At 59.5% G+C, this 17,738-nt stretch carries 21 protein-coding genes and 1 tRNA gene; 11 read left to right on the top strand and 11 right to left on the bottom strand.

The annotated features are described in order from the left end of the window. Positions 1 to 206: 206 nt before the first annotated feature. The 6 genes from BLQ55_RS07960 (at position 207) to BLQ55_RS07935 (ending at position 4,727) form a co-directional block, all read left to right on the top strand. Entirely contained in the window at positions 207 to 407 is a 201-nt protein-coding gene (locus BLQ55_RS07960; RefSeq protein ID WP_057449186.1) for a hypothetical protein, read from the top strand. Between the two features lie 537 nt (positions 408 to 944). Next, on the top strand, positions 945 to 2,231 hold the full coding sequence (locus tag BLQ55_RS07955; protein ID WP_092253253.1) for an OprD family porin: 1,287 nt from the start codon (positions 945 to 947) through the stop codon (positions 2,229 to 2,231). A 292-nt stretch (positions 2,232 to 2,523) separates the two neighbouring features. Further along, the gene (locus BLQ55_RS07950; RefSeq protein WP_092201224.1) at positions 2,524 to 3,270 is read left to right on the top strand and encodes a 2OG-Fe dioxygenase family protein; all 747 of its coding nucleotides are present in this window, start codon (positions 2,524 to 2,526) and stop codon (positions 3,268 to 3,270) included. Between the two features lie 13 nt (positions 3,271 to 3,283). Further along, positions 3,284 to 3,721, top strand: a complete 438-nt coding sequence (locus BLQ55_RS07945; RefSeq protein ID WP_176814193.1) for a GNAT family N-acetyltransferase — start codon at positions 3,284 to 3,286, stop codon at positions 3,719 to 3,721. Then, positions 3,718 to 4,431, top strand: coding sequence for an AzlC family ABC transporter permease (locus BLQ55_RS07940; protein WP_053117411.1), 714 nt, complete (start codon positions 3,718 to 3,720; stop codon positions 4,429 to 4,431). The genes BLQ55_RS07945 and BLQ55_RS07940 overlap by 4 nt, the downstream gene beginning before the upstream one ends. Then, a complete protein-coding gene (locus BLQ55_RS07935; RefSeq protein ID WP_072409143.1) occupies positions 4,410 to 4,727 on the top strand; it encodes an AzlD domain-containing protein in 318 nt (105 codons plus the stop codon). Before BLQ55_RS07940 ends, BLQ55_RS07935 begins: the two co-directional genes overlap by 22 nt. Here the strand turns inward: BLQ55_RS07935 and BLQ55_RS07930 are convergent. Then, complete coding sequence (locus BLQ55_RS07930) at positions 4,644 to 5,570, bottom strand: LysR family transcriptional regulator (RefSeq protein WP_092253251.1); 927 nt, start codon at positions 5,568 to 5,570, stop codon at positions 4,644 to 4,646. The genes BLQ55_RS07935 and BLQ55_RS07930 overlap by 84 nt on opposite strands. A 343-nt stretch (positions 5,571 to 5,913) precedes the next feature. Here BLQ55_RS07930 and BLQ55_RS07925 point away from each other — a divergent pair, with 343 nt between their 5' ends. Together BLQ55_RS07925 and BLQ55_RS07920 are read left to right on the top strand one after the other, a co-directional pair. Then, on the top strand, positions 5,914 to 6,324 hold the full coding sequence (locus tag BLQ55_RS07925; RefSeq protein WP_072409138.1) for an MbcA/ParS/Xre antitoxin family protein: 411 nt from the start codon (positions 5,914 to 5,916) through the stop codon (positions 6,322 to 6,324). After that, complete coding sequence (locus BLQ55_RS07920; protein WP_060739640.1) at positions 6,324 to 7,001, top strand: RES family NAD+ phosphorylase; 678 nt, start codon at positions 6,324 to 6,326, stop codon at positions 6,999 to 7,001. Before BLQ55_RS07925 ends, BLQ55_RS07920 begins: the two co-directional genes overlap by 1 nt. A 54-nt stretch (positions 7,002 to 7,055) precedes the next feature. Here BLQ55_RS07920 and BLQ55_RS07915 read toward each other — a convergent pair whose 3' ends face one another. Then, positions 7,056 to 8,663, bottom strand: coding sequence for a methyl-accepting chemotaxis protein (locus BLQ55_RS07915; protein ID WP_092253250.1), 1,608 nt, complete (start codon positions 8,661 to 8,663; stop codon positions 7,056 to 7,058). A 331-nt stretch (positions 8,664 to 8,994) separates the two neighbouring features. Further along, entirely contained in the window at positions 8,995 to 9,273 is a 279-nt protein-coding gene (locus tag BLQ55_RS07910) for a DUF3077 domain-containing protein (protein ID WP_060739638.1), read from the bottom strand. 473 nt (positions 9,274 to 9,746) lie between these two features. Here BLQ55_RS07910 and BLQ55_RS07905 point away from each other — a divergent pair, with 473 nt between their 5' ends. Together BLQ55_RS07905 and BLQ55_RS07900 are read left to right on the top strand one after the other, a co-directional pair. Beyond that, positions 9,747 to 9,956 (top strand): hypothetical protein, encoded by a 210-nt coding sequence (locus BLQ55_RS07905; protein ID WP_092253248.1) that lies wholly within the window; start codon positions 9,747 to 9,749, stop codon positions 9,954 to 9,956. A gap of 141 nt (positions 9,957 to 10,097) precedes the next feature. Next, entirely contained in the window at positions 10,098 to 10,739 is a 642-nt protein-coding gene (locus BLQ55_RS07900; RefSeq protein WP_092253246.1) for a BRCT domain-containing protein, read from the top strand. A 164-nt stretch (positions 10,740 to 10,903) separates the two neighbouring features. On the opposite strand, the gene BLQ55_RS07895 is transcribed toward BLQ55_RS07900, so the two are convergent. The 7 genes from BLQ55_RS07895 to BLQ55_RS07865 form a co-directional block, all read right to left on the bottom strand. Then, positions 10,904 to 10,979, bottom strand: a tRNA-Thr gene (locus tag BLQ55_RS07895). Positions 10,980 to 11,054: 75 nt separating this feature from the next. Next, positions 11,055 to 11,879: an FkbM family methyltransferase gene (locus BLQ55_RS07890; protein WP_092253244.1), complete on the bottom strand. Its 825-nt coding sequence runs from the start codon at positions 11,877 to 11,879 to the stop codon at positions 11,055 to 11,057. A 331-nt stretch (positions 11,880 to 12,210) separates the two neighbouring features. Then, the gene (locus BLQ55_RS07885) at positions 12,211 to 13,446 is read right to left on the bottom strand and encodes a methyltransferase (RefSeq protein WP_092253242.1); all 1,236 of its coding nucleotides are present in this window, start codon (positions 13,444 to 13,446) and stop codon (positions 12,211 to 12,213) included. After that, the gene (locus BLQ55_RS07880) at positions 13,427 to 14,116 is read right to left on the bottom strand and encodes an ABC transporter permease (protein ID WP_060739629.1); all 690 of its coding nucleotides are present in this window, start codon (positions 14,114 to 14,116) and stop codon (positions 13,427 to 13,429) included. Before BLQ55_RS07880 ends, BLQ55_RS07885 begins: the two co-directional genes overlap by 20 nt. Next, on the bottom strand, positions 14,113 to 14,808 hold the full coding sequence (locus tag BLQ55_RS07875; RefSeq protein ID WP_092201194.1) for an ABC transporter permease: 696 nt from the start codon (positions 14,806 to 14,808) through the stop codon (positions 14,113 to 14,115). The genes BLQ55_RS07880 and BLQ55_RS07875 overlap by 4 nt, the downstream gene beginning before the upstream one ends. A gap of 78 nt (positions 14,809 to 14,886) precedes the next feature. Beyond that, positions 14,887 to 15,642 (bottom strand): ABC transporter substrate-binding protein, encoded by a 756-nt coding sequence (locus tag BLQ55_RS07870; RefSeq protein ID WP_060739627.1) that lies wholly within the window; start codon positions 15,640 to 15,642, stop codon positions 14,887 to 14,889. Between the two features lie 13 nt (positions 15,643 to 15,655). Further along, a complete protein-coding gene (locus BLQ55_RS07865; RefSeq protein ID WP_092201192.1) occupies positions 15,656 to 16,429 on the bottom strand; it encodes an ABC transporter ATP-binding protein in 774 nt (257 codons plus the stop codon). A gap of 396 nt (positions 16,430 to 16,825) precedes the next feature. Between BLQ55_RS07865 and BLQ55_RS07860 the strand changes: the two genes are divergently transcribed. Next, entirely contained in the window at positions 16,826 to 17,275 is a 450-nt protein-coding gene (locus BLQ55_RS07860) for a hypothetical protein (RefSeq protein ID WP_092201190.1), read from the top strand. Positions 17,276 to 17,284: 9 nt separating this feature from the next. Here BLQ55_RS07860 and BLQ55_RS07855 read toward each other — a convergent pair whose 3' ends face one another. Continuing rightward, the gene (locus BLQ55_RS07855; RefSeq protein WP_092253240.1) at positions 17,285 to 17,731 is read right to left on the bottom strand and encodes a hypothetical protein; all 447 of its coding nucleotides are present in this window, start codon (positions 17,729 to 17,731) and stop codon (positions 17,285 to 17,287) included. Positions 17,732 to 17,738 lie beyond the last annotated feature (7 nt).

The following is a 17,738-nucleotide window of genomic DNA, read 5'->3' as shown; positions in this document are numbered from 1 at the left end:
GCCCTGGGTCGGCGATTTTGGATCCATCCCGGCAAGCCCGCGGCCCGATTGGGTCGCGGGTTTTTTTGTATCTGTTCATGGGTGGGCGTGGATACATTGGCATAGCTCTTGTATCGGATCAGCGGCAGTTCCGGGAATGGGGCTGAGTTGTTTTGTCATAAACCTTGGATAAATTAGCCGCTCATCAACCAGGAGAGGGCGCTGGAATGAATATGACAAGCGAGCGCACATGCCATCCCTTGGCCGTTAATGGTGAGTCGCTTCAAGCCTTGGCGCAGTGGTTGAAGTCCAACGGAACGCGTCAGATCAGAGAACCTGATCCGCGCCGGATGATCGTTGAGCGTTACCCCGCTGGCTTGTTCAGCGAGGCTGAGTTGGAAGCGTTGTGGGATGTGATGCAAGGATAGAATTCGACGGATTGATAAAAAGCGCTGGCCGGGATGGCAGCGCTTTTTTTGTGCCCGCGGGTTTTCGAATTCACACAAAAATCCCTGTGGGAGCGAGCTTGCTCGCGATAGCGGTGGATCGATAACACGGCTGTTGACTGACACACTGCCATTCGCGAGCAAGCTCGCTCCCACAGAGGGTGTCCCGGGCAAGTCCGTGGCCTTCGCTCAAATGGCTCAAGCAAACCCTGCCGGAGCAGGCCTCCGTACCCTCCGCGACTCGCGGTTTGGACGGCTGTTCGTTTGATCGATTCTTAGATGTTTTTCGCCTAATTACAGACGATTCACGAAATTGACACACTGTTGAAGGCGCGACTAGGATTCGCCCTACGCCTGTGGCTGACAGCCATGACTCTTAAATAATAAAAAGGCCCGACACGCTCGCTCGTGGGCGGGCCTTTTCATTATTTTCAGGAGCAAGAGTCCGAAAAAGAGCGCAGAAAGCGCCATTTCGGCTGCTCGCCGCGGTGCGTATCAACCCGTACAAGGAAAATAATCATGTTGAACAAGCGCATTAGTTTGATCGCACTGGGGATCTTGAGCACGACACACGCCATGGCCAACGACCAGGCGGAGTCAAAGGGGTTCGTTGAAGACAGCAGTTTGAAAGTGCTGTTGCGCAACGCTTATATCAACCGCGACTACAAAGACGGCAACGAGGACAAGGCCGAATGGGGTCAGGCGGCCATCGGTACGTTCTCGTCCGGTTTCACCCAAGGCACGGTGGGCGTGGGTGTAGATGCCTTCGGCCTGTACGCGTTGCGTCTGGACGGCGGCAAAGGTCGCAGCGGTGCGCAAGGCATCGATTTCTTCAAGCAGGGCGACAGCGGCAACGCGGCCGATGACTTGTCCAAGTTCGGTGCCGCGGTCAAGTTCCGCGTTTCCAACACCGTACTGGCCTACGGTGACCAGATGCCGGCCCTGCCGGTGCTGAGCTATGACAACTCGCGCCTGCTGCCGGAAAGCTACACCGGCACGCTGATCACCTCCAAGGAGATCAAGGGGCTGGAACTGAATGCCGGCCGTTTCACCGCCGAATCGCGCAAGAGCGCCGAAGGCCGTGACAGCGGTGGCCTGAAGTCGATCAACGTATTGGGCGGCAGCTATCAGTTCACCGAGCAGTTCAAGGCTTCGCTCTACGCCTCGGATGTCGAGGACGTACTGAAGAAGCAATACGTGAACGCCAACTACGTGTTCCCGCTGGCCAAGGATCAGTCCCTGACCCTGGACTTCAACGGTTATCGCACCAAGCTGGACAACAGCTACGTTCGTGAAAACAACGTCACTGGCGACGACAACAAGATCTGGAGCCTGGCCGCTACTTTCGCCACCGGCCCGCACAGCTTCACGCTCGCCCACCAGCGCAGCTCCGGCGACAGCAACCTGGGCTACGCCTACGGCGGCTATCAGCGCGGGCAGAATCGGGTGGGTGACGGCGGCAACACGATCTACCTGGCCAACTCCTACTGGTCCGACTTCAACGCCGAGGATGAGCGTAGCTGGCAGTTGGGCTACGGCCTGGACTTCACAACCTTCGGTGTTCCGGGCCTGACTTACAACGTCGCTTATGTGCGTGGCGATAACATCACCACGTCCACCAGCGAAGGCGGTACCGAGCGCGAGATCTTCAACCAGTTCAAGTACGTGGTCCAGAGCGGCCCGGCCAAGGACTTGAGCGTCAGGTTGCGCAGCTCCGTGTTGCGGGTGTCGCAGAAGTCCAGCGAATACAACGTCAGCGGCAATGAGCTGCGGGTGTTCGTGGATTACCCGATCAACGTCTTCTGATGCCTGAACGGGTTACGAGCTTGTAAAACCGTGGCGAGGGAGCGAGCTCCCTCGCCACAACTGATTCATACCCGCCTGAAGTGAATAGCGTTGCGACACCAAACTCGGGTTCTTTTGGCTTTTAGCGCAAGAAAAGCCACTGAAACAGCCTGTTTTCCCGAGAAAAAGTCGTATTAATGCAACGTTGCCCTCCGTTTCAATCGTCGCTTGAAATGCCTCAAATACTTTCTCATGGACGTAAATCCTGCACCTACTAGATTAGGCCGCTCAATGCAGTGGAGACCTATGAAAAATGATCGTTCTGAACAGGGAAGTGGGCGAAGCGCTGAGACGTGACAAATACGTCAACGTTCGCGGTGGGGACTTCAACCTCTACGGTCATTTCGGCGATTTTGTCCGGCTGACCAAAAGCTGGGAAAACATGGAGCCCGACAGTTACTACGGCCAGGCCGAGTCAGGCATGCGTTTTCGCCGCTACAGCGATTTCGAATACAACCCCACGACCCGAGAGCTCAAGCAGCTCGAACACCGGGCCTACGTTCAGTCCAAGGCCAACAACAGCTATGTCGGCGGACTGGAGCGTCACTTCCAGGACTTCTCCAACGAAGTGATCAATTCGCCGGTGATGCGCAGCCTGATCGACACGGATTTCGAGGTATACAAGAACGTCCTGCCCCAGGACTTGCACGATCAAATCTGGCAGTGCCAGATCCATCAGATCCGCATCGAGATCAAGCCGGGCAAACAGTTGGAAATCACCCCCGAAGGGATTCACTGCGACGGCTACCCGTTCAGTGGCGTGCACTTCTGGGGGCGCCAGAATGTGGCGGGTGCGGAGAGCCGTTTGTACAGCGCCCAGGAAGAGCAGCTGGCGGCGACGACTTACGAGGACATCCTCGACACCACGTTCTTCCTGGACCGCGACATGCGCCACTACGTGACCCCGGCGCGCAACATCCACAAGCATGACATGGCGTACCGGCAGATCCTGGCCATTTCCTTCTCGCGGCCCGGGACCGCTTTCGACATTGTTCGCTGAGCGGCTCGAACCCATGGACGACCCGACGCAGCAAGTCCTGTTGCGCCGGGCCATGGTCCGGGACGCCGAGCGACTGGAGTGGTTCTTTCGCGGTTTCGACGAAGTGTCGTTCTGCGAATGGCAGGATGCCCGATTCCTGCGCGGTGTGTTGTTGCAGGACACCACCACCGCGTACCTGGCCATCGATACGAGCGGTGATGTGGTCGGCGCGGTGATCGGCGGCATGCTCGGTACCCGTGGCACGATCAATCACTTGGCGGTCAGCCCGCAGCATCGCACCAAAGGCCTGGGCCAGCGCCTGGTCGAGGCCGCATCGGCTGACATGAAGCGGGTAGGCGTGCTGCGCATGTTCCTTTTCGTCGACGATGCTAATCTGGCCGGCAAGCGTTTCTGGGCCGCCCAGGGGTTCTGTGAGCCCCGGGGTGAAATCACCTTCGAGAGGGATTTATGAACAAGACTTCCAGCCAGCCGCTGGCGGTCGAACCACAAGCCTCGCGTACCTTTGCTGAAGCCAGTCCGGTGGTAGCGGGTTATTTCACGGTTTCGTTTGTGTTCGGTCTGATGGCGGTCAACGCCGGGCTGCCCCTGTGGTTGCCGGTGGCGATGTGCCTGTTCGTCTATGCGGGCGCTTCGCAATTCGCGGCGCTGGCGTTGATTTCCAGCGGTGCGTCACTGACCACCATCGTGCTCACCACCTTCCTGATCAATGCCCGGCACATGCTGATGTCGGTCTACATGGCCAAGGCCCTGCGGGCGCTGGGCCTCAGTCGTTTCGAACGCTGGTGCTACGCGGCAGGGTTGACGGACGAGTCATTCGCGTTCCACAGCGTCAAGCTCGGCAGCGGGGCGCCGGTGAGCGTGCGCTACCTGGTCGGTTTCAACCTGTTCTGCCATACGTCCTGGGTGCTCGGTGGCTTGCTGGGCGCGGTGTGTGCGCAATACGCGGCACACCTCATCAAATACCAGCTCGACTATGCGCTGACCGCAATGATGCTCTATGTGCTGGTTTCGTTGTGCGACACCCGTAACAAACTGATCGCGGCCCTGGCAGCCGTCGTCTGCATGGGCGGGCTGAGCCTGCTGGGCAGCTCGCCGTTCAATGTCTTCATTGCCACGTTCGTTGGCTGCGGGGTAGGCGTATGCCTGACCAAACGTTCCTGATCCTGGTCGTGGTCCTGATGATGGCCGTGACCTTCCTGCCACGTGCCCTGCCGTTGCAGGTCAACACCGAACACTGGCCGCCCTTCGTCGCCCGTGCCCTGGAATACCTGCCAGTGGCGATCGTCGCTGCCATCAGCCTGACCCCGCTCTTGATCAAGGACCAGCAGATACAACTCGACCGCCCTGAGTTTTATGCCGCGATTCCGACGCTGTTATGTGCGTATTTCAGCCGCAACCTGTTTCTCAGTGTGGCGCTGGGCACGGCGGCGTACATCGCGCTCGGTTCGTTCCTGTAGCCTCAGGTCCACCACATCGTGCAGCGCCTGGCCAGACAGCTCCGGATTATTCACCGCCAGGCGGACCTCGAGGAAATCCTCGAAGTCCGGGAAAATCGCCAGGCCGTTGCGCAGCGCCGCCTCCCGGGACACCAGCCCCAGGCCGTCGAGCTGCGTGATCAACGACAATGTCAGCGTCTCACTGCAGGAATACACCATGCGCTGGCTCGACCCGTATTCACCCAGGCCAGCGTCGAGAAAGCGCAGGAAGCTGTGGGAATACGGACATTCTTCTGCCGGACGCACCTGAAACTTGTCACCGAGCAGGCCCAGGGAGTCGTCTTCGTCGCCACAATGGGCACCGACCACCCGCACCTGCACATCCGGCATGGCGATGCTGGTAAAACCGCCCGGTTGCTGCCCGATCAGGATCGCCAGGTCAAAATCTTCGTTCCTGAGCTTGCTCAGGTTCTCCATCGACTCGGCGTAGCTGAATTCCAATTGATACTGGGGGAACACGGCGATCAATCGGTCGATCATCCGCCGGTTGAACTCCGCCGGCAGGGTGGTATTGAGCGCCACCCTGAGCGTGCGCTGTCGCGGTGTCTTCAGTGCCGCGACTTTTTCTTCCAATTGCCGGGTGGCAATCAGCACCTGATCCATGAAGGGGGTCAGTTCCGAGCCCTGGCTCGTCAACGTCAGGCCCTTGTTCGAGCGCCGGAACAACCGGAAACCGAACTGTTCCTCGACCTTGTTCAACTGCGCCGCCAACGCCTGCACCGTGAGGCACGAATGCTCGGCCGCTGCCGACAACGAGCCGGTCTGCACGATACGCATGAGGTTGCGTAGGGTTCTGCTATCCATGAGGTAATGCCCTCTGCTTAAGTGGGCTCGCTATTGTTGTGCACCTGGGCCGGCCAAGTGGCCATGCCGGCTATCATCATGCACCTTGCCATGCTTGTCGCGATTTTGTGCCGAAAAGCGCCGGGAGGCGATGGTTGGAGCTTATGCGGGATTTGGGGATTTTGCCCAGCAGATGCTGGCCAAGACCCGTTGGCGGGAAGCTGATTACGTTTGGCGACCTGGGAAGCCATGCAGAATTGTTCAAATTCAGTGTCGATAGAGTCCACTTGTGAATAAAAACTTAAAAATAATCCATATGTGTACTATCCTCTCAGCACCACCCGCTAAAAAGGAGCCCAAACCCATGGCGACTTCCTCCATCACCCTCAACGCGCAGCAGCAATTGGATTCCCCGGATGCGGGTCGAGTCGCGTTGAAGTTTTTCTTCAACCTCATGGCGCTCTGGGGCTGCAGCGTCGAGCAGCAGCGCACCTTGCTGGGCAAGGTGGGCAACACGACCTTCTACAAGTACAAACAGTTGCCGGAGAACGTGAGGCTGCCTCGCGATACGCTGGAGCGCATTTCCTACCTCATGGGTATCCACAAGGCGCTGAGCATCATCTTCAGCAATAACCGGGACCGTGCCTATCAGTGGGTCAGCAGCCCGAATACCGCGGCACCGTTCAACGGCCAGTCGGCGCTGTCCTACATGTTGACCGGGCGGGTGGTGGACATCGCCGATGTGCGGCGATACCTGGACGGAGTGCGCGGTTAATGATGCCACCCCTGGCGGACCCGCAATGGAAACGGGCCTATCGGATCGTCAACAGCAGCTTCCCACCGATTTCGCTGTTCGAAGACGTACTCGACCCTGAAGACCTGCCCACGGCCTACGCCCTGGAAGCGCTGACCAATGATCGGCTGATGGAGCAGGCCGGCGTGCTGTCCCGGGTCCGTCCCGAGGACCGCGTTTCCGGGCCCGGCTCCTCGCCAGTGATGGCGGCATTTACCCACATCGGCAAAAGCAGCCGTTTCAGCGACGGCACCTTCGGTGTCTACTACGCCGCCAGCAGCCAGGAAGCCGCAATCGCCGAGACCTGCTACCACCAGGCGCGATTCCTCGGGGCGACCAACGAGCCAGACCTGGAGTTGACCATGCGCACCTACGTCAACAAGGTCGTCAAACCCCTGCACGACATTCGCCACGATTACCCCCACCTCCACAACCCGGACCCTACGGCCTACGGCCCATCCCAGGTGTTCGCCCGGCAACTGCGTGAAACCTTGTCCTGGGGGCTGCTGTACAACAGTGTCCGCCTGCCCGGCCACGAATGCGTGGCCGCGTTTCGCCCGCCGGCGGTTTCGATTCCGGTGCAAGGCAAGCACATTCGGTATGTCTGGAGTGCCCAGAAGCGGGAGATTTCGTTTGTGTTCGAGGTGAGCGAGGTTTGAAAAGGGCTGCCAGGCAGCCCAGCGGGAGCAAGCTCCCTCGCCACGGGTATCCGATCAAATCTTGAACTGCTGCACCGAAGCCTGCATCGATCCCGCCGCATCGTTCAATTGATCCGCCGTTTGCGTCAGGTTGTGAATCGAACGGGTGTTCTCGCGGGACTGCTCGGCAATCGACTCCACCCGCTGAGCCATTTCATCACTGGCTTTGGATTGCTCGGCAATGGTCTGGGAAATTTCCTCCACCACTTCGGCCGCATGCCGGGCACCGGTGCGGATCTCGCTGATGGACACCCCGGCCTGCTGGGCCAGGTTGACACCTTCGTCCACGCGGCTGACACACGCCTGCATGTTCGCCACCGCGTCCCGTGCGCTGGACTGGATGCGCTCGATCATCGCGGTGATTTCCTGGGTGGACTGGGTGGTGCGCGCCGCCAGGTTGCGCACTTCGTCGGCCACCACCGCAAAACCGCGGCCCGCCTCGCCGGCGCGGGCGGCTTCGATGGCGGCGTTGAGGGCCAGCAAATTGGTCTGTTCGGCGATGCTCTTGATCACCTGGATGATGGAATGAATGTCCTCGGACGAGGCATCCAGCGCGGTGATCTTGCTGGAAGACTGGTTGACCACCTCGGCGATCCGGTTCATGCCTTCCACCACCCCGAGAATCACCTGGCCGCCGCTGCTCGCCAATTGTTCGGACTGCGCCGAAATCGTCCGGGCGCTGTCGGCGTGCTGATGGATCTGGCTGATGTTCGCCATCATCTGTTCCATGCTGGCCGCCATACTGGTCGCGCTCTGGGCCTGCTGGTCGGCACTGGACACAATCTGCCGCGCCGTATCGCCCAGGTTCCGGGACGTGCCATGCAACTCGTCGCTCTGGCCGCGGATCGTGGCGATCATCTGCCGCAGATTGGTCTGCATCTGCTCGATCACGCCTTGTAGCTGGCCCAGCTCATCCTTGCTTTGGGCCCCCATCGACCGCTGCAGATCCCCTTGGGAAATCGCCTGGGTATTGAGGATGATCTTGTTCAGCGGCGTAAGCACCGCCTTGAGCAGGCTCCACGACAACAACGCCAGCGCCACGCAGGTGGCCAGCAACGTCCCGACCAGCCAACCCTGCGAGCTTTGAATGCTGCCGTCCTGGAGTTCGCGGGACGTCTGCGCCTGGTTTTCGATCAGCTCACTCACCGCCTCGTTGCGCTCCTCAAGCGCCGAAAACGCCACGTCGAACTCCGCCCGCAACGCGTGGCCGTCCTGGGCGCCGCTCAGCGCCTTGCCAATCACTTGCTTGGCTTTTTCGATATAGGTCTCGACCTGGGGCTTCAACTCGACAATCGCCTGGGCGATGTCCTTAGGCAACTTCGCCTCCGCGTTCTCGGCAATGACCTTGCGCATGCGCTGCGTATGCTCGTCGAACGCCTCCGTCACCTGCTTGGCCGCCTGCGCATCCCCCGGCGTCACCAGAAGCGCGGCCAACACATCGGCACGGATGGCGTCATGCATCATGTCCGCCTCCATATGCTTGCGCATGGCCGAAATACTGGTCTCGTTCTCGGCCAAGGCGTGGGTCATGGAGTGATACCCCCACAACCCGATGCCGCCGAGCAGCAGCGCAAAGGAAAGACTGACCAACCCCGAGCCTATGACCTTGGTGCGGATCTTCATCGCTTACTGCTCCTGGAGCGGGGGAATTCTGGGAAAGTGTAGTCGAGCGCGAGCAGAGCCTTGCGGTATTCCATGCGCTTATCCGAGATATCGGCGGGGGATTTGATTAGATGAATACGTTGCAAACTGTTTGGACAGGGGCAGGGTGGAGGGAACACAGCCCATTCAGAAATTCCACAAACTCATTGCAGTCAGTAATTATGTTCTGTCCCTAATCCGAGGCGAGGGAGCTTGCTCCCGCTGGGCTGCGAAGCCCTTTCTTCAACCTTTCCTGTCATACAGAAGAAACCCAATGCTGCTCGACCCAGCGGGCAGCATTGGGCCTGTGACCTTAAGCAGGATTACTCCCCGGCGCCTCCAGCACCTTCACCACGTCGTCGATGACGGCCTTGCTCATATCCTGCAAATAACACGACGCCCAGGCATACCGATCCGTACCGCGAATCATCGCCGCGTCCTCGGCCAACACCTTGGCAACGTGGAGCAGATCGGAAGCGTGGGACAGGGCTTCGCCGATGGGTATGCCGCTGTTGACGCGGAATAAAGGGCGGTCGGAGTGGTAGCAGAAGGGGGTTAGGCCTGGGGTTTTGAGGTCTTTGGGATGGGTCATTGCGCACCTCCATTTGCCAATTGGCAGCGGACGATGACTAGCAAAGCGATAAAGCGAGACTGCAGCAGATCCATGGCATGCATCGATAAACTCCCATATCAGATGAGAGCTGCCACGTTCGTTCTCAGGCGAATGGGTGGCAGCTGTGCGCAGGCTGAGAAACCGGAGATACAGGAACCCGGCAGACCCGAAGGTCTCCCACGCACAGCCGCCATTGCACGGAATGCGGACATAAAAAACGCCGCAAAACGTGGTTCGGGCGCTGTAGCGCCTGCATCTTACTCGGGTTCTCAGGCCCGGTCGCTGAATTGGCAGCGACGGTTGAAGAGTAGTCAGCGATTGGAGGAGGGGCAATCGTGGCGCGATGCTGGCGGTGAGGTTTAGGTGATTTTATGGATAGGCAATAATTTACGTCGTTGTCGATATCGCTAGCTATCGGCGCGCGCGAAAACAAATATTTGGAGGAGGTTTCAATGGATGATGAATGCGATCAACTTCAGCAGGACGTGTTCGACTCTGAGCATCAAATGACAGCGGGAAAAAACGTGCAGGTGGTGGCGTACAAGGGTCAATTGTCCTCCAAGTCAGTCCTGATGAATGAGGATGATGTAGCCTTGATCCTTAAGGCGCGAGAGCGGCTTGCCGCTCCACAACGGATTAAAATTTCAATGGATGATCTATAGCTCTGAGTTCGGAAAGGGACGGATTTATTCCTCGATCAAAAAATGGGGGGCCGTACGCAGGAGTACTGGGTTTGAACACAACATTTCCCCAACCGGTAATGCTTCAGTGCTGAACCGATACCCATCCTAAGGAACCCCGTAATGGACCTACACAACGAGTTCGAAAACAGCAAATTCCTCCACCACGCCCGTATCGATCGACGCGCCGCCGATGCCTTGGTGGGACTGGCCGCGGGGATTACGGCGGACGGTGTCGTGAACACCAACGAAGCGGTTTTTCTAAAGCAATGGTTGGAAAGCAACCTCGCCCATCTGAATGACCCGGTGATCAATCTGTTGTATTCGCGTCTGGCGTCCATGCTTCAGGACGATGCTCTGGACCCGGACGAGTCTCTTGAGCTGCTTAACATCCTGCGTAGCTTTTCTGGCCTGGGCATTGAGAGGTCGAAGGTCGGCGAAGCTGTTGCCATTACTCCAACGGACCTTCCCTTCAATTCCCCAGCCCCCGACTTGGTGTGGGATGGCCGAATGTTTGTATTTACAGGCGTCATGGCCTTTGGGCCTCGCAAAGATTGCCAGGCATTGGTCGAGGAGCGTGGCGGCTTGATTGGTGGTGGGGTGAGTAAGAAGGTGCATTACCTGGTGGTCGGCAGCGTGGGTAATGAGCAGTGGCGCCACAGCACTTACGGAACGAAGATCATGAAGGCAGTGGAGCTGCGGGAGGCGGGGGCTTCGATTGCCATTGTGGGTGAGGAACACTGGCAAAAGATGATGTTTGGTTGAGCCGGTCCAGGGAAGGCTGCCTGTTGTCTTGGCTGAAAGATTGTCGGTGGGGTTGATGGCCTCATCGCGAGCAAGCTCGCTCCCACAGGTTTTTCAGGGGGGAGGAAAAGTGAACGCCCAGAAACAACAAAGCCCTCGCATTTCTGCGAGGGCTTCGTTTTGTATGGTGCCGGCACCAGGAGTCGAACCCGGGACCTACTGATTACAAGTCAGTTGCTCTACCAACTGAGCTATACCGGCGTGTGGGCGACGATTATAGCGATTGGGTGCGTTCTGTAAACCCCTGAATTCTGACTATTTTTGCGCAGGTCCGGCTTAGGCACGGTGCAGCAGGTTGCGCAGTTTGTTCAGGGCGCGCCAGGTGCGGCTGTTTTGGATGGCGTGGAGTTGGGCTTCGGCCCGTTCGGCGCGTTGCAGGGCGGCGCTGAGTTGTTGGTCGGTGTCGTCGATGGGGTGGCTGAATTTGTGGCCTTTGCAGAGTTGGAAGCCGTCGAGGTTGCACGGTGGGATGTCGAAGGCGGGTTTGAGGGCCAGGTGTTCTTCGGCGAGGTAGTAGGTGTTGATGCCGTCGAACAGGATGGACTGGTAGCCGGCGTCGGTGACCAGGTGCTCCCAAGTCTGGTCGCGGGCCCACGGGGTTTCGATGAGGATGATCCAGGGGCGCCAGCGGCTGAAGTCCATGCCGCGCAGCACGGTTTCTTCGTGGCCTTCGACGTCGATTTTCAGGAAGTGGATGGGGCGGTCCTGGGCGTATTGTTCGCAGATGGAGGCCAGGGTGCGGGATTGGACGGTCTGGTTGCGCACGTCCATGCCGGCGTCGCGGTGCTGTTGGGCGACGCTGGCTTCTACCGTGGACAGGCCCGTGTCGGCGATGGTGTAGAAGGTCAGGCTTTCGGCGTTTTCACCGGCCACGCATTGCAGGTTGGTGTCGTGGGGGCGTTGTTGACAGAGAGCGTCGTAGTAGGCCGGCACCGGTTCGATGTTGATGCCACGCCAGCCGCGGTCGTAAAACGCTCGGGTGACTGAATCATCTGTCGGATGGTTGGCGCCGACGTCGAGGTAAAAGCCGTTTTCCACCGATTGAAGGGCGCGCCACAGGCGTATGTCTTCGAAGTTTTGTGCGTAGGAAATGAACGTCACGGCCAGTCCTTGAGTGTGTCGGCATTGTGTCAATCACGATACGTGGGGCTGTTGTATAGCACGGGCGCGGAGGACGCAATTGTTGGCGCGGGGCAGCACTGAATTCGGCGGTTATGTCGTTTTGCTTGGACGCTTATGCACAACGGGCGCGATGAGGCGCAGGGCCTCTTGCGATTTTGTGACCGCTTTCGCGTTTCGTCGCAAATGCCTGTTTTCATGGTTTTTTATCCATATGAACAAAAAATGACCAATGCTGATTCGGTCAGGAAATCACGGATTTCTTGGATTCGGGTTTATTTCATCAACAGAGTTATCCACAGGCTGTTTCGCCTCAGTAACGCTCTGCCAGCAACAGCAGATTGCGCGGCGTCAGTGGGGTTTCGCAGAAGGTGCCAAGGCGAACGTCGTAGCCTTTTTGCGTAAGGAAAAGTGCCCGGTCCAGCACCAGCCAAAGCTCTAGCGGCCGTCGGAAAAGACCTCGCAGTAACTCCAGGTTGCGCACCTCGGCCAGGCGCTGATGGCCCGCTGCCTCCAGGGCGAGCCAATCAGGCGTGTCGACTGTGGATAAGTCTTTCAGGGCTGCCAGATCGGTGCAGTACTGAGCGAAGGATTTTTCCAGCCATGCGCTGGGGAGCGACGGCGTGGGCAAGTAGTCGTTGCGTCCTCTGAGTTGCCGTTGCAGCAAGTCGAAGCCCAGGCGCCAGGCCATGGAGTGGTCCCGCTGCCTTCTGACGCGCGCGCCAGCGGTGACGGTTTCGGTCAGCGGCAGGCTGAGATCGTCGAGCGATAGCTGTAGGGCGGAGCCCTTGGCGGCGTCGGACAGCGCTTGATAGTGCTCGGCGTTGATGCGGTTGTAACAGCACGGTGCGATAGCCAGTTGTGCACAGCCAGCGGCGCTGGCCAGTTGCATCAAGCGCACATGCAGGTCGCCACAGGCGTGCAGGGCTACGGGAGTGTGTTCGGGGTGGAGCGCCTGGGCGGCGTCCGCCGCTAGCACGTCTTGTTGCAGGTGCGTGGCGGGAAGGTGATGGCGCTGGCTCAGTTGTTGGCCGCTGGCGACCAGTGCGGGGTCGTATTCCAGGCAAGTCAGTTGCTGTTCACCGTGCAACAGACGTCGGCCGAGGTGACCCTTGCCGGCACACCAATCGAGCCAGTGGGTCGGTTGGGCGGTGAAGTGCAGGCGGCTGGCGAAGGCTTCGATCTGCTGCCATTTGCGCCCGGGCACGTCCACGTTCAGGCGATGGCTTGGGGCAGCGAGTGTGCTGGCGGGCAATTCTGCGACAGCGCTCAATGTGCGAGAGATAGCGGCCAATTCCGGGAACGGCGCAGGTGCGTCTTCCATCAACCACGGCTGATGATGATCATTTTCCGCCGCTTCCAGCGAACGCTGGCGTAGCCATCGGGCCAATTCCGGGTGGGACGTTTCCCAAGGGAGTTGCAGGTGGGTGAACGGACGTGGTTTCCACAGCGCCTGGTGCGTGGTGAGAAAAACGTCCAGCGCCGTGAAGCGGGCGAGCAATGCCTCCTCGCCCGTCAGCACGCCGCTGTCAGCGCCCTTGGCAGGCATCGACGCGCAACCAGCGCTCCAGCTGCTTGAAGCCTTGCACCAACAGGAAGGACATCAGCAGGTAGAACATGCCGGCGGCGAAGAAGATCTCCACCGGCAGGTAGGTCCGGGCAATGATGGTGCGGGCCATGCCGGTGAGTTCCAGCAGGGTCACGGTGCTCGCCAGGGCGCTGGCCTTGAGCATCAGGATCACTTCGTTGCTGTAGGCCGGCAGGCCGATGCGGGCAGCACGGGGCAGCATGATGTAGAACAATGCCTTGGGTCGCGACATGCCCAGGGCTCGTGCGGCTTCGATCTCGCCCTTTGGGATGGCCTGGATCGCGCCGCGCAGGATCTCGGCGATGTAGGCGGCGGTGTGCAAAGTCATGGTGACCGTGGCGCACCAGAACGGGTCCCGCAGGTACGGCCACAGCGCGCTGCTGCGCACGGCATCGAACTGCGCCAGGCCGTAGTAGACCAAAAACAGCTGAACCAACAGCGGCGTGCCACGGAAAAAGAAGATGTAGGCGTAGGGCAATGCCCGCACCTGCCACAGGCGCGAAGAGCGGGCGATGCCCAGCGGAATCGCCAGCAGCAGCCCGGCGATCACGGCGATGGCCACCAGCTCCAGGGTCAGTGTCGCGCCCTGGGCCAGCTTCGGCAGCCACTTGATGATGACGTCCCAGTTCATTGGGTGCTCCTGGCAAATCCATGGGCGGCGCGTCGTTCCAGCAGGTGCATGCCGATCATGGCGAGCACCGTCAGCCCCAGGTACATGAACGCTGCGACCATATAGAAGGTGAACGGTTGCTTGGACACGGTCACGCCAATCTGTGCGTGGCGCATGATTTCTTCCAGGCCGATCACCGAGACCAGCGCGGTGTCCTTCATCAGGATCATGAACAGGTTACCCAGGCCCGGCAGGGCGATGCGCCACATCTGCGGCATGATCAGTCGGGTGAAGATTCGCCACTTCGACAGGCCCAGGGCGACGCCGGCCTCACGGTGGCCCTTGGGAATTGCCAGGATCGCGCCGCGAAACACTTCCGTGGCGTAGGCGCCAAAGCACAGGCCCAGGGCAATGACACCGGCGGCGAAGGCGTTGAGGGCAAGGTCAGGCATGCCCAGGTACTCGCCCAGCGCACGCATCAGGTTGACGGTACCGAAGTAGATCAACAGCACCCAGAGCAATTCCGGAATGCCACGAACCAGTGTCGAGTAAGTGCCGCCAAGCCATTGCAATGGCTTGTATGGCGAGGTCTTGGCCAAGGCGCCGAGCAGGCCGAGCACCAGCCCCAGGCACAGGGCCGAGAGTGCCAGTTTGACGGTCATCAGTGCGCCAGCGGCGAGCGCCGGGCCGAATCCGTGGAGATCGATCATCATGGGTGTGTGTTCATATCGCGGCAGGCTTTGCTAAGGGCCGGCGCTGCGGTGTGGCAGCGCCGGCCGGGTACGTCAGCATCAATAGATGTTGAACGGAAAGTACTTGTCGTTGATTTTCTTGTAGGTGCCGTCGGCGACAATTTCCTTGAGCGCGGCGTTCAGTTTGTTGCGCAACTCGTTGTCGCCCTTGCGCACAGCGATGCCGATCTTGTCGCTTTCCACCACCGGGTCGCCCTTGAATTCGTAGGCGCGGCCGGCCTCGGTTTTCAGCCAGTCATAGTTGACGTATTTGTCCGCCAGGATCGCATCGACGCGGCCAGAGGTCAGGTCCAGATAAGCGTTTTCCTGCGTGTCGTAGAGCTTGGTGGTGATGTCGCTACCCAGTTCGTCTTCCAGCCAGGTGCCGGCCAGGGTCGCCCGTTGTGCGCCGATGACCTTGCCTTTGAGCGAGTCCTTATCGGTCTTGAACTCGGCGCTTTTTGGCGCGATGAACTGCAGTTTGTTGGAGTAGTACGGGTCGGTGAAATCCACCGCCTGCTTGCGTTCCTCGGTGATCGACAGCGAGGAAATCAGGAAGTCGAATTTCTTGGCGTTCAGGGCCGGGATGATGCCGTCCCAATCGGAGGTGACGACTTCGCACTCGACTTTCATCTTGGCGCACAGGGCGTCGCCGATGTCTTTATCGAACCCCACGACCTGGCCGCTGGCGTCTTTGTTGTTGAACGGCGGATAGGCGGCTTCGATGCCCATCTTCAGTTTATCGGCCGCCATGGCGTTGGCCGAGAACACCAGGCTGACGGCTGCTGCCAGGAGGAATTTCTTGTAGGTCTGCATCTGTACTGCTCCGTTAGCGGTTGCTGGACATGAATTGTTTGCAGCGCGCCGAAAGCGGGTTCTCGAAGACCTGCTGTGGCGATCCTTGCTCCTCGACCAGGCCTTGATGAAGGAACACGACTTCGCTGGAAACCTGACGGGCGAAGCCCATTTCATGGGTGACCAGCAGCATGGTGCGTCCTTCTTCGGCCAGGGCGCGGATCACACTAAGTACTTCCTGGACCATTTCCGGGTCAAGAGCGGAGGTGGGTTCGTCGAACAGAATCACCTTGGGCTGCATTGCCAGGGTGCGGGCGATGGCGGCGCGTTGCTGCTGGCCGCCCGACAGTTCGGCCGGGTAGGCGTGGCGCTTGTCGGCGATGCCGACCTTCGCCAACAAGGCCTCGGCCACTTCTACGGCTTCGGCCTTGCTCTGGCCGAGCACACGGCGCGGGGCTTCGATGATGTTATCGAGCACGCTCATGTGCGGCCAAAGGTTAAAGTTCTGAAACACAAAACCGATCTCGCTGCGCAGGCGGTTGATCTGTTTGCCGTCGGCGGCCACCAGTTCACCGTTTTTCACGGCCTTGAGCTTGAGCTCTTCGCCGGCCACCAGGATCTGGCCCTGATTGGGGTTCTCCAGCAGGTTGATGCAGCGCAGGAACGTGGACTTGCCGGACCCGGAGGATCCGAGGATCGAGATCACATCGCCGTCGCGGGCGGTCAGCGAGACGCCCTTGAGCACCTCCAACTGTCCGTAGCGTTTGTGCAGGTTGCGGATTTCAAGCGCGGGCGTGGCCTGGGCCATGTGCGGTCCTCATGGTGTGTGCTCCCTTGCTGTTGGCTGCCTTCCTTGGCGAGGCGGCCAAGCTAGCATGCGTCCGAATGACAGCCAACAGCGCTTCGGCTGGTAAACCGGGGATGTGTGGCAGGTTGTCGCATCGGCACAGCAGTCTGTCGCGCCATCAACAACCGAACGGCCGTTTGAACCCTGTCTACCGGTGAAAAGCCCGGGGAGTCGCGTGAAAAAAGGCGCGATGGTGCCAGCTTTGGGCGGGGGTTGGAAGGGTTAACCGGATGAGCGTGTCGCTGTGCTTTGAGTGGTTTCTCGGTTTCCGTTCATAGCCAATAGATCTAAATCTTGCCGCGTAATCAAAATCAAAAGAGAACTCATGAGCTGTTTCCAGTACTTGGAGTCCTCGCCATGAAGCATAACCATTACTTTTTACTGCCCTTTCTTCTGCTCGGCGCGCTGTTGTTCCCGATCATGCTCAACGCTACGAACCTGGCCCCGGTAGACAGTGCTGGCGTGCAGGTCCAGCCACAGCAACAGAACGGCATCACTTATCTGTCCGGGGGTATCGGCGAGGACGAAGCCCGGGCCATCGGGCAGGCCCATGGCTATAACCTGCACATGACATTCGCGATAGGCCCGGAAAACAAATACGTCCCGGATGTGGACGTCACCGTGCAGAACGCATCGGGACAAACATTGCTGACGCTCAGCGATGCGGGGCCGCTGGTTTATGTGCAATTGCCGCCGGGCAAGTACAACGTGGTGGCGACGCGCAACGGGGAGGCGCGACGCGACACTGCTGAGGTAGGCAGCGGGGCCGCGCGCAACCTGGTGTTCCATTGGAACAGTGACGAATAGCCGAGCGGCTTATTCGCTGGTGGGTTCTTCCTGGGTCTGGCGATAGCGGTCCAGCGCTTCGCTGAAGTCCTTGATGAACTCCGGAGTGCTGAGCCAGCGCTGGGCGGTCTCGCGGTCCATGTCATCGACCCACATGCGGTAGTCCACCAGCATGTCGGCGGCCAGGTTGGTCGCCGCCATACCCTCGTTTTCAGCGTTCTTCAGGTCGAGCAGGCCTGGGCGTTCGATGATCATCACGCTCAGGGACGTAAGCAGCATATCGAGCATTTCACTGCGGCTGACGGCCTCGGCTTCGCGCAGCTTGGCGAACAGTTCCAGCACGTAGACCGGTGGCTGGGCGGTGGCGTGGGCCGGATCGCCATACATCGGGATCGATTTGCGCCCGCTCATGCGGATTTGCTTGGCTTTGTCTTTGGCGCGCTTGGCGCGTTTTTGCTGTTTGTTCAGTGAGGCCATTGGGCTT

This window comes from Pseudomonas sp. NFACC13-1 (genome assembly GCF_900104425.1).
GTDB classification, from domain to species: Bacteria; Pseudomonadota; Gammaproteobacteria; order Pseudomonadales; family Pseudomonadaceae; genus Aquipseudomonas; species Aquipseudomonas fluorescens_AA.
This window is presented reverse-complemented; position numbering and strand designations above follow the sequence as displayed.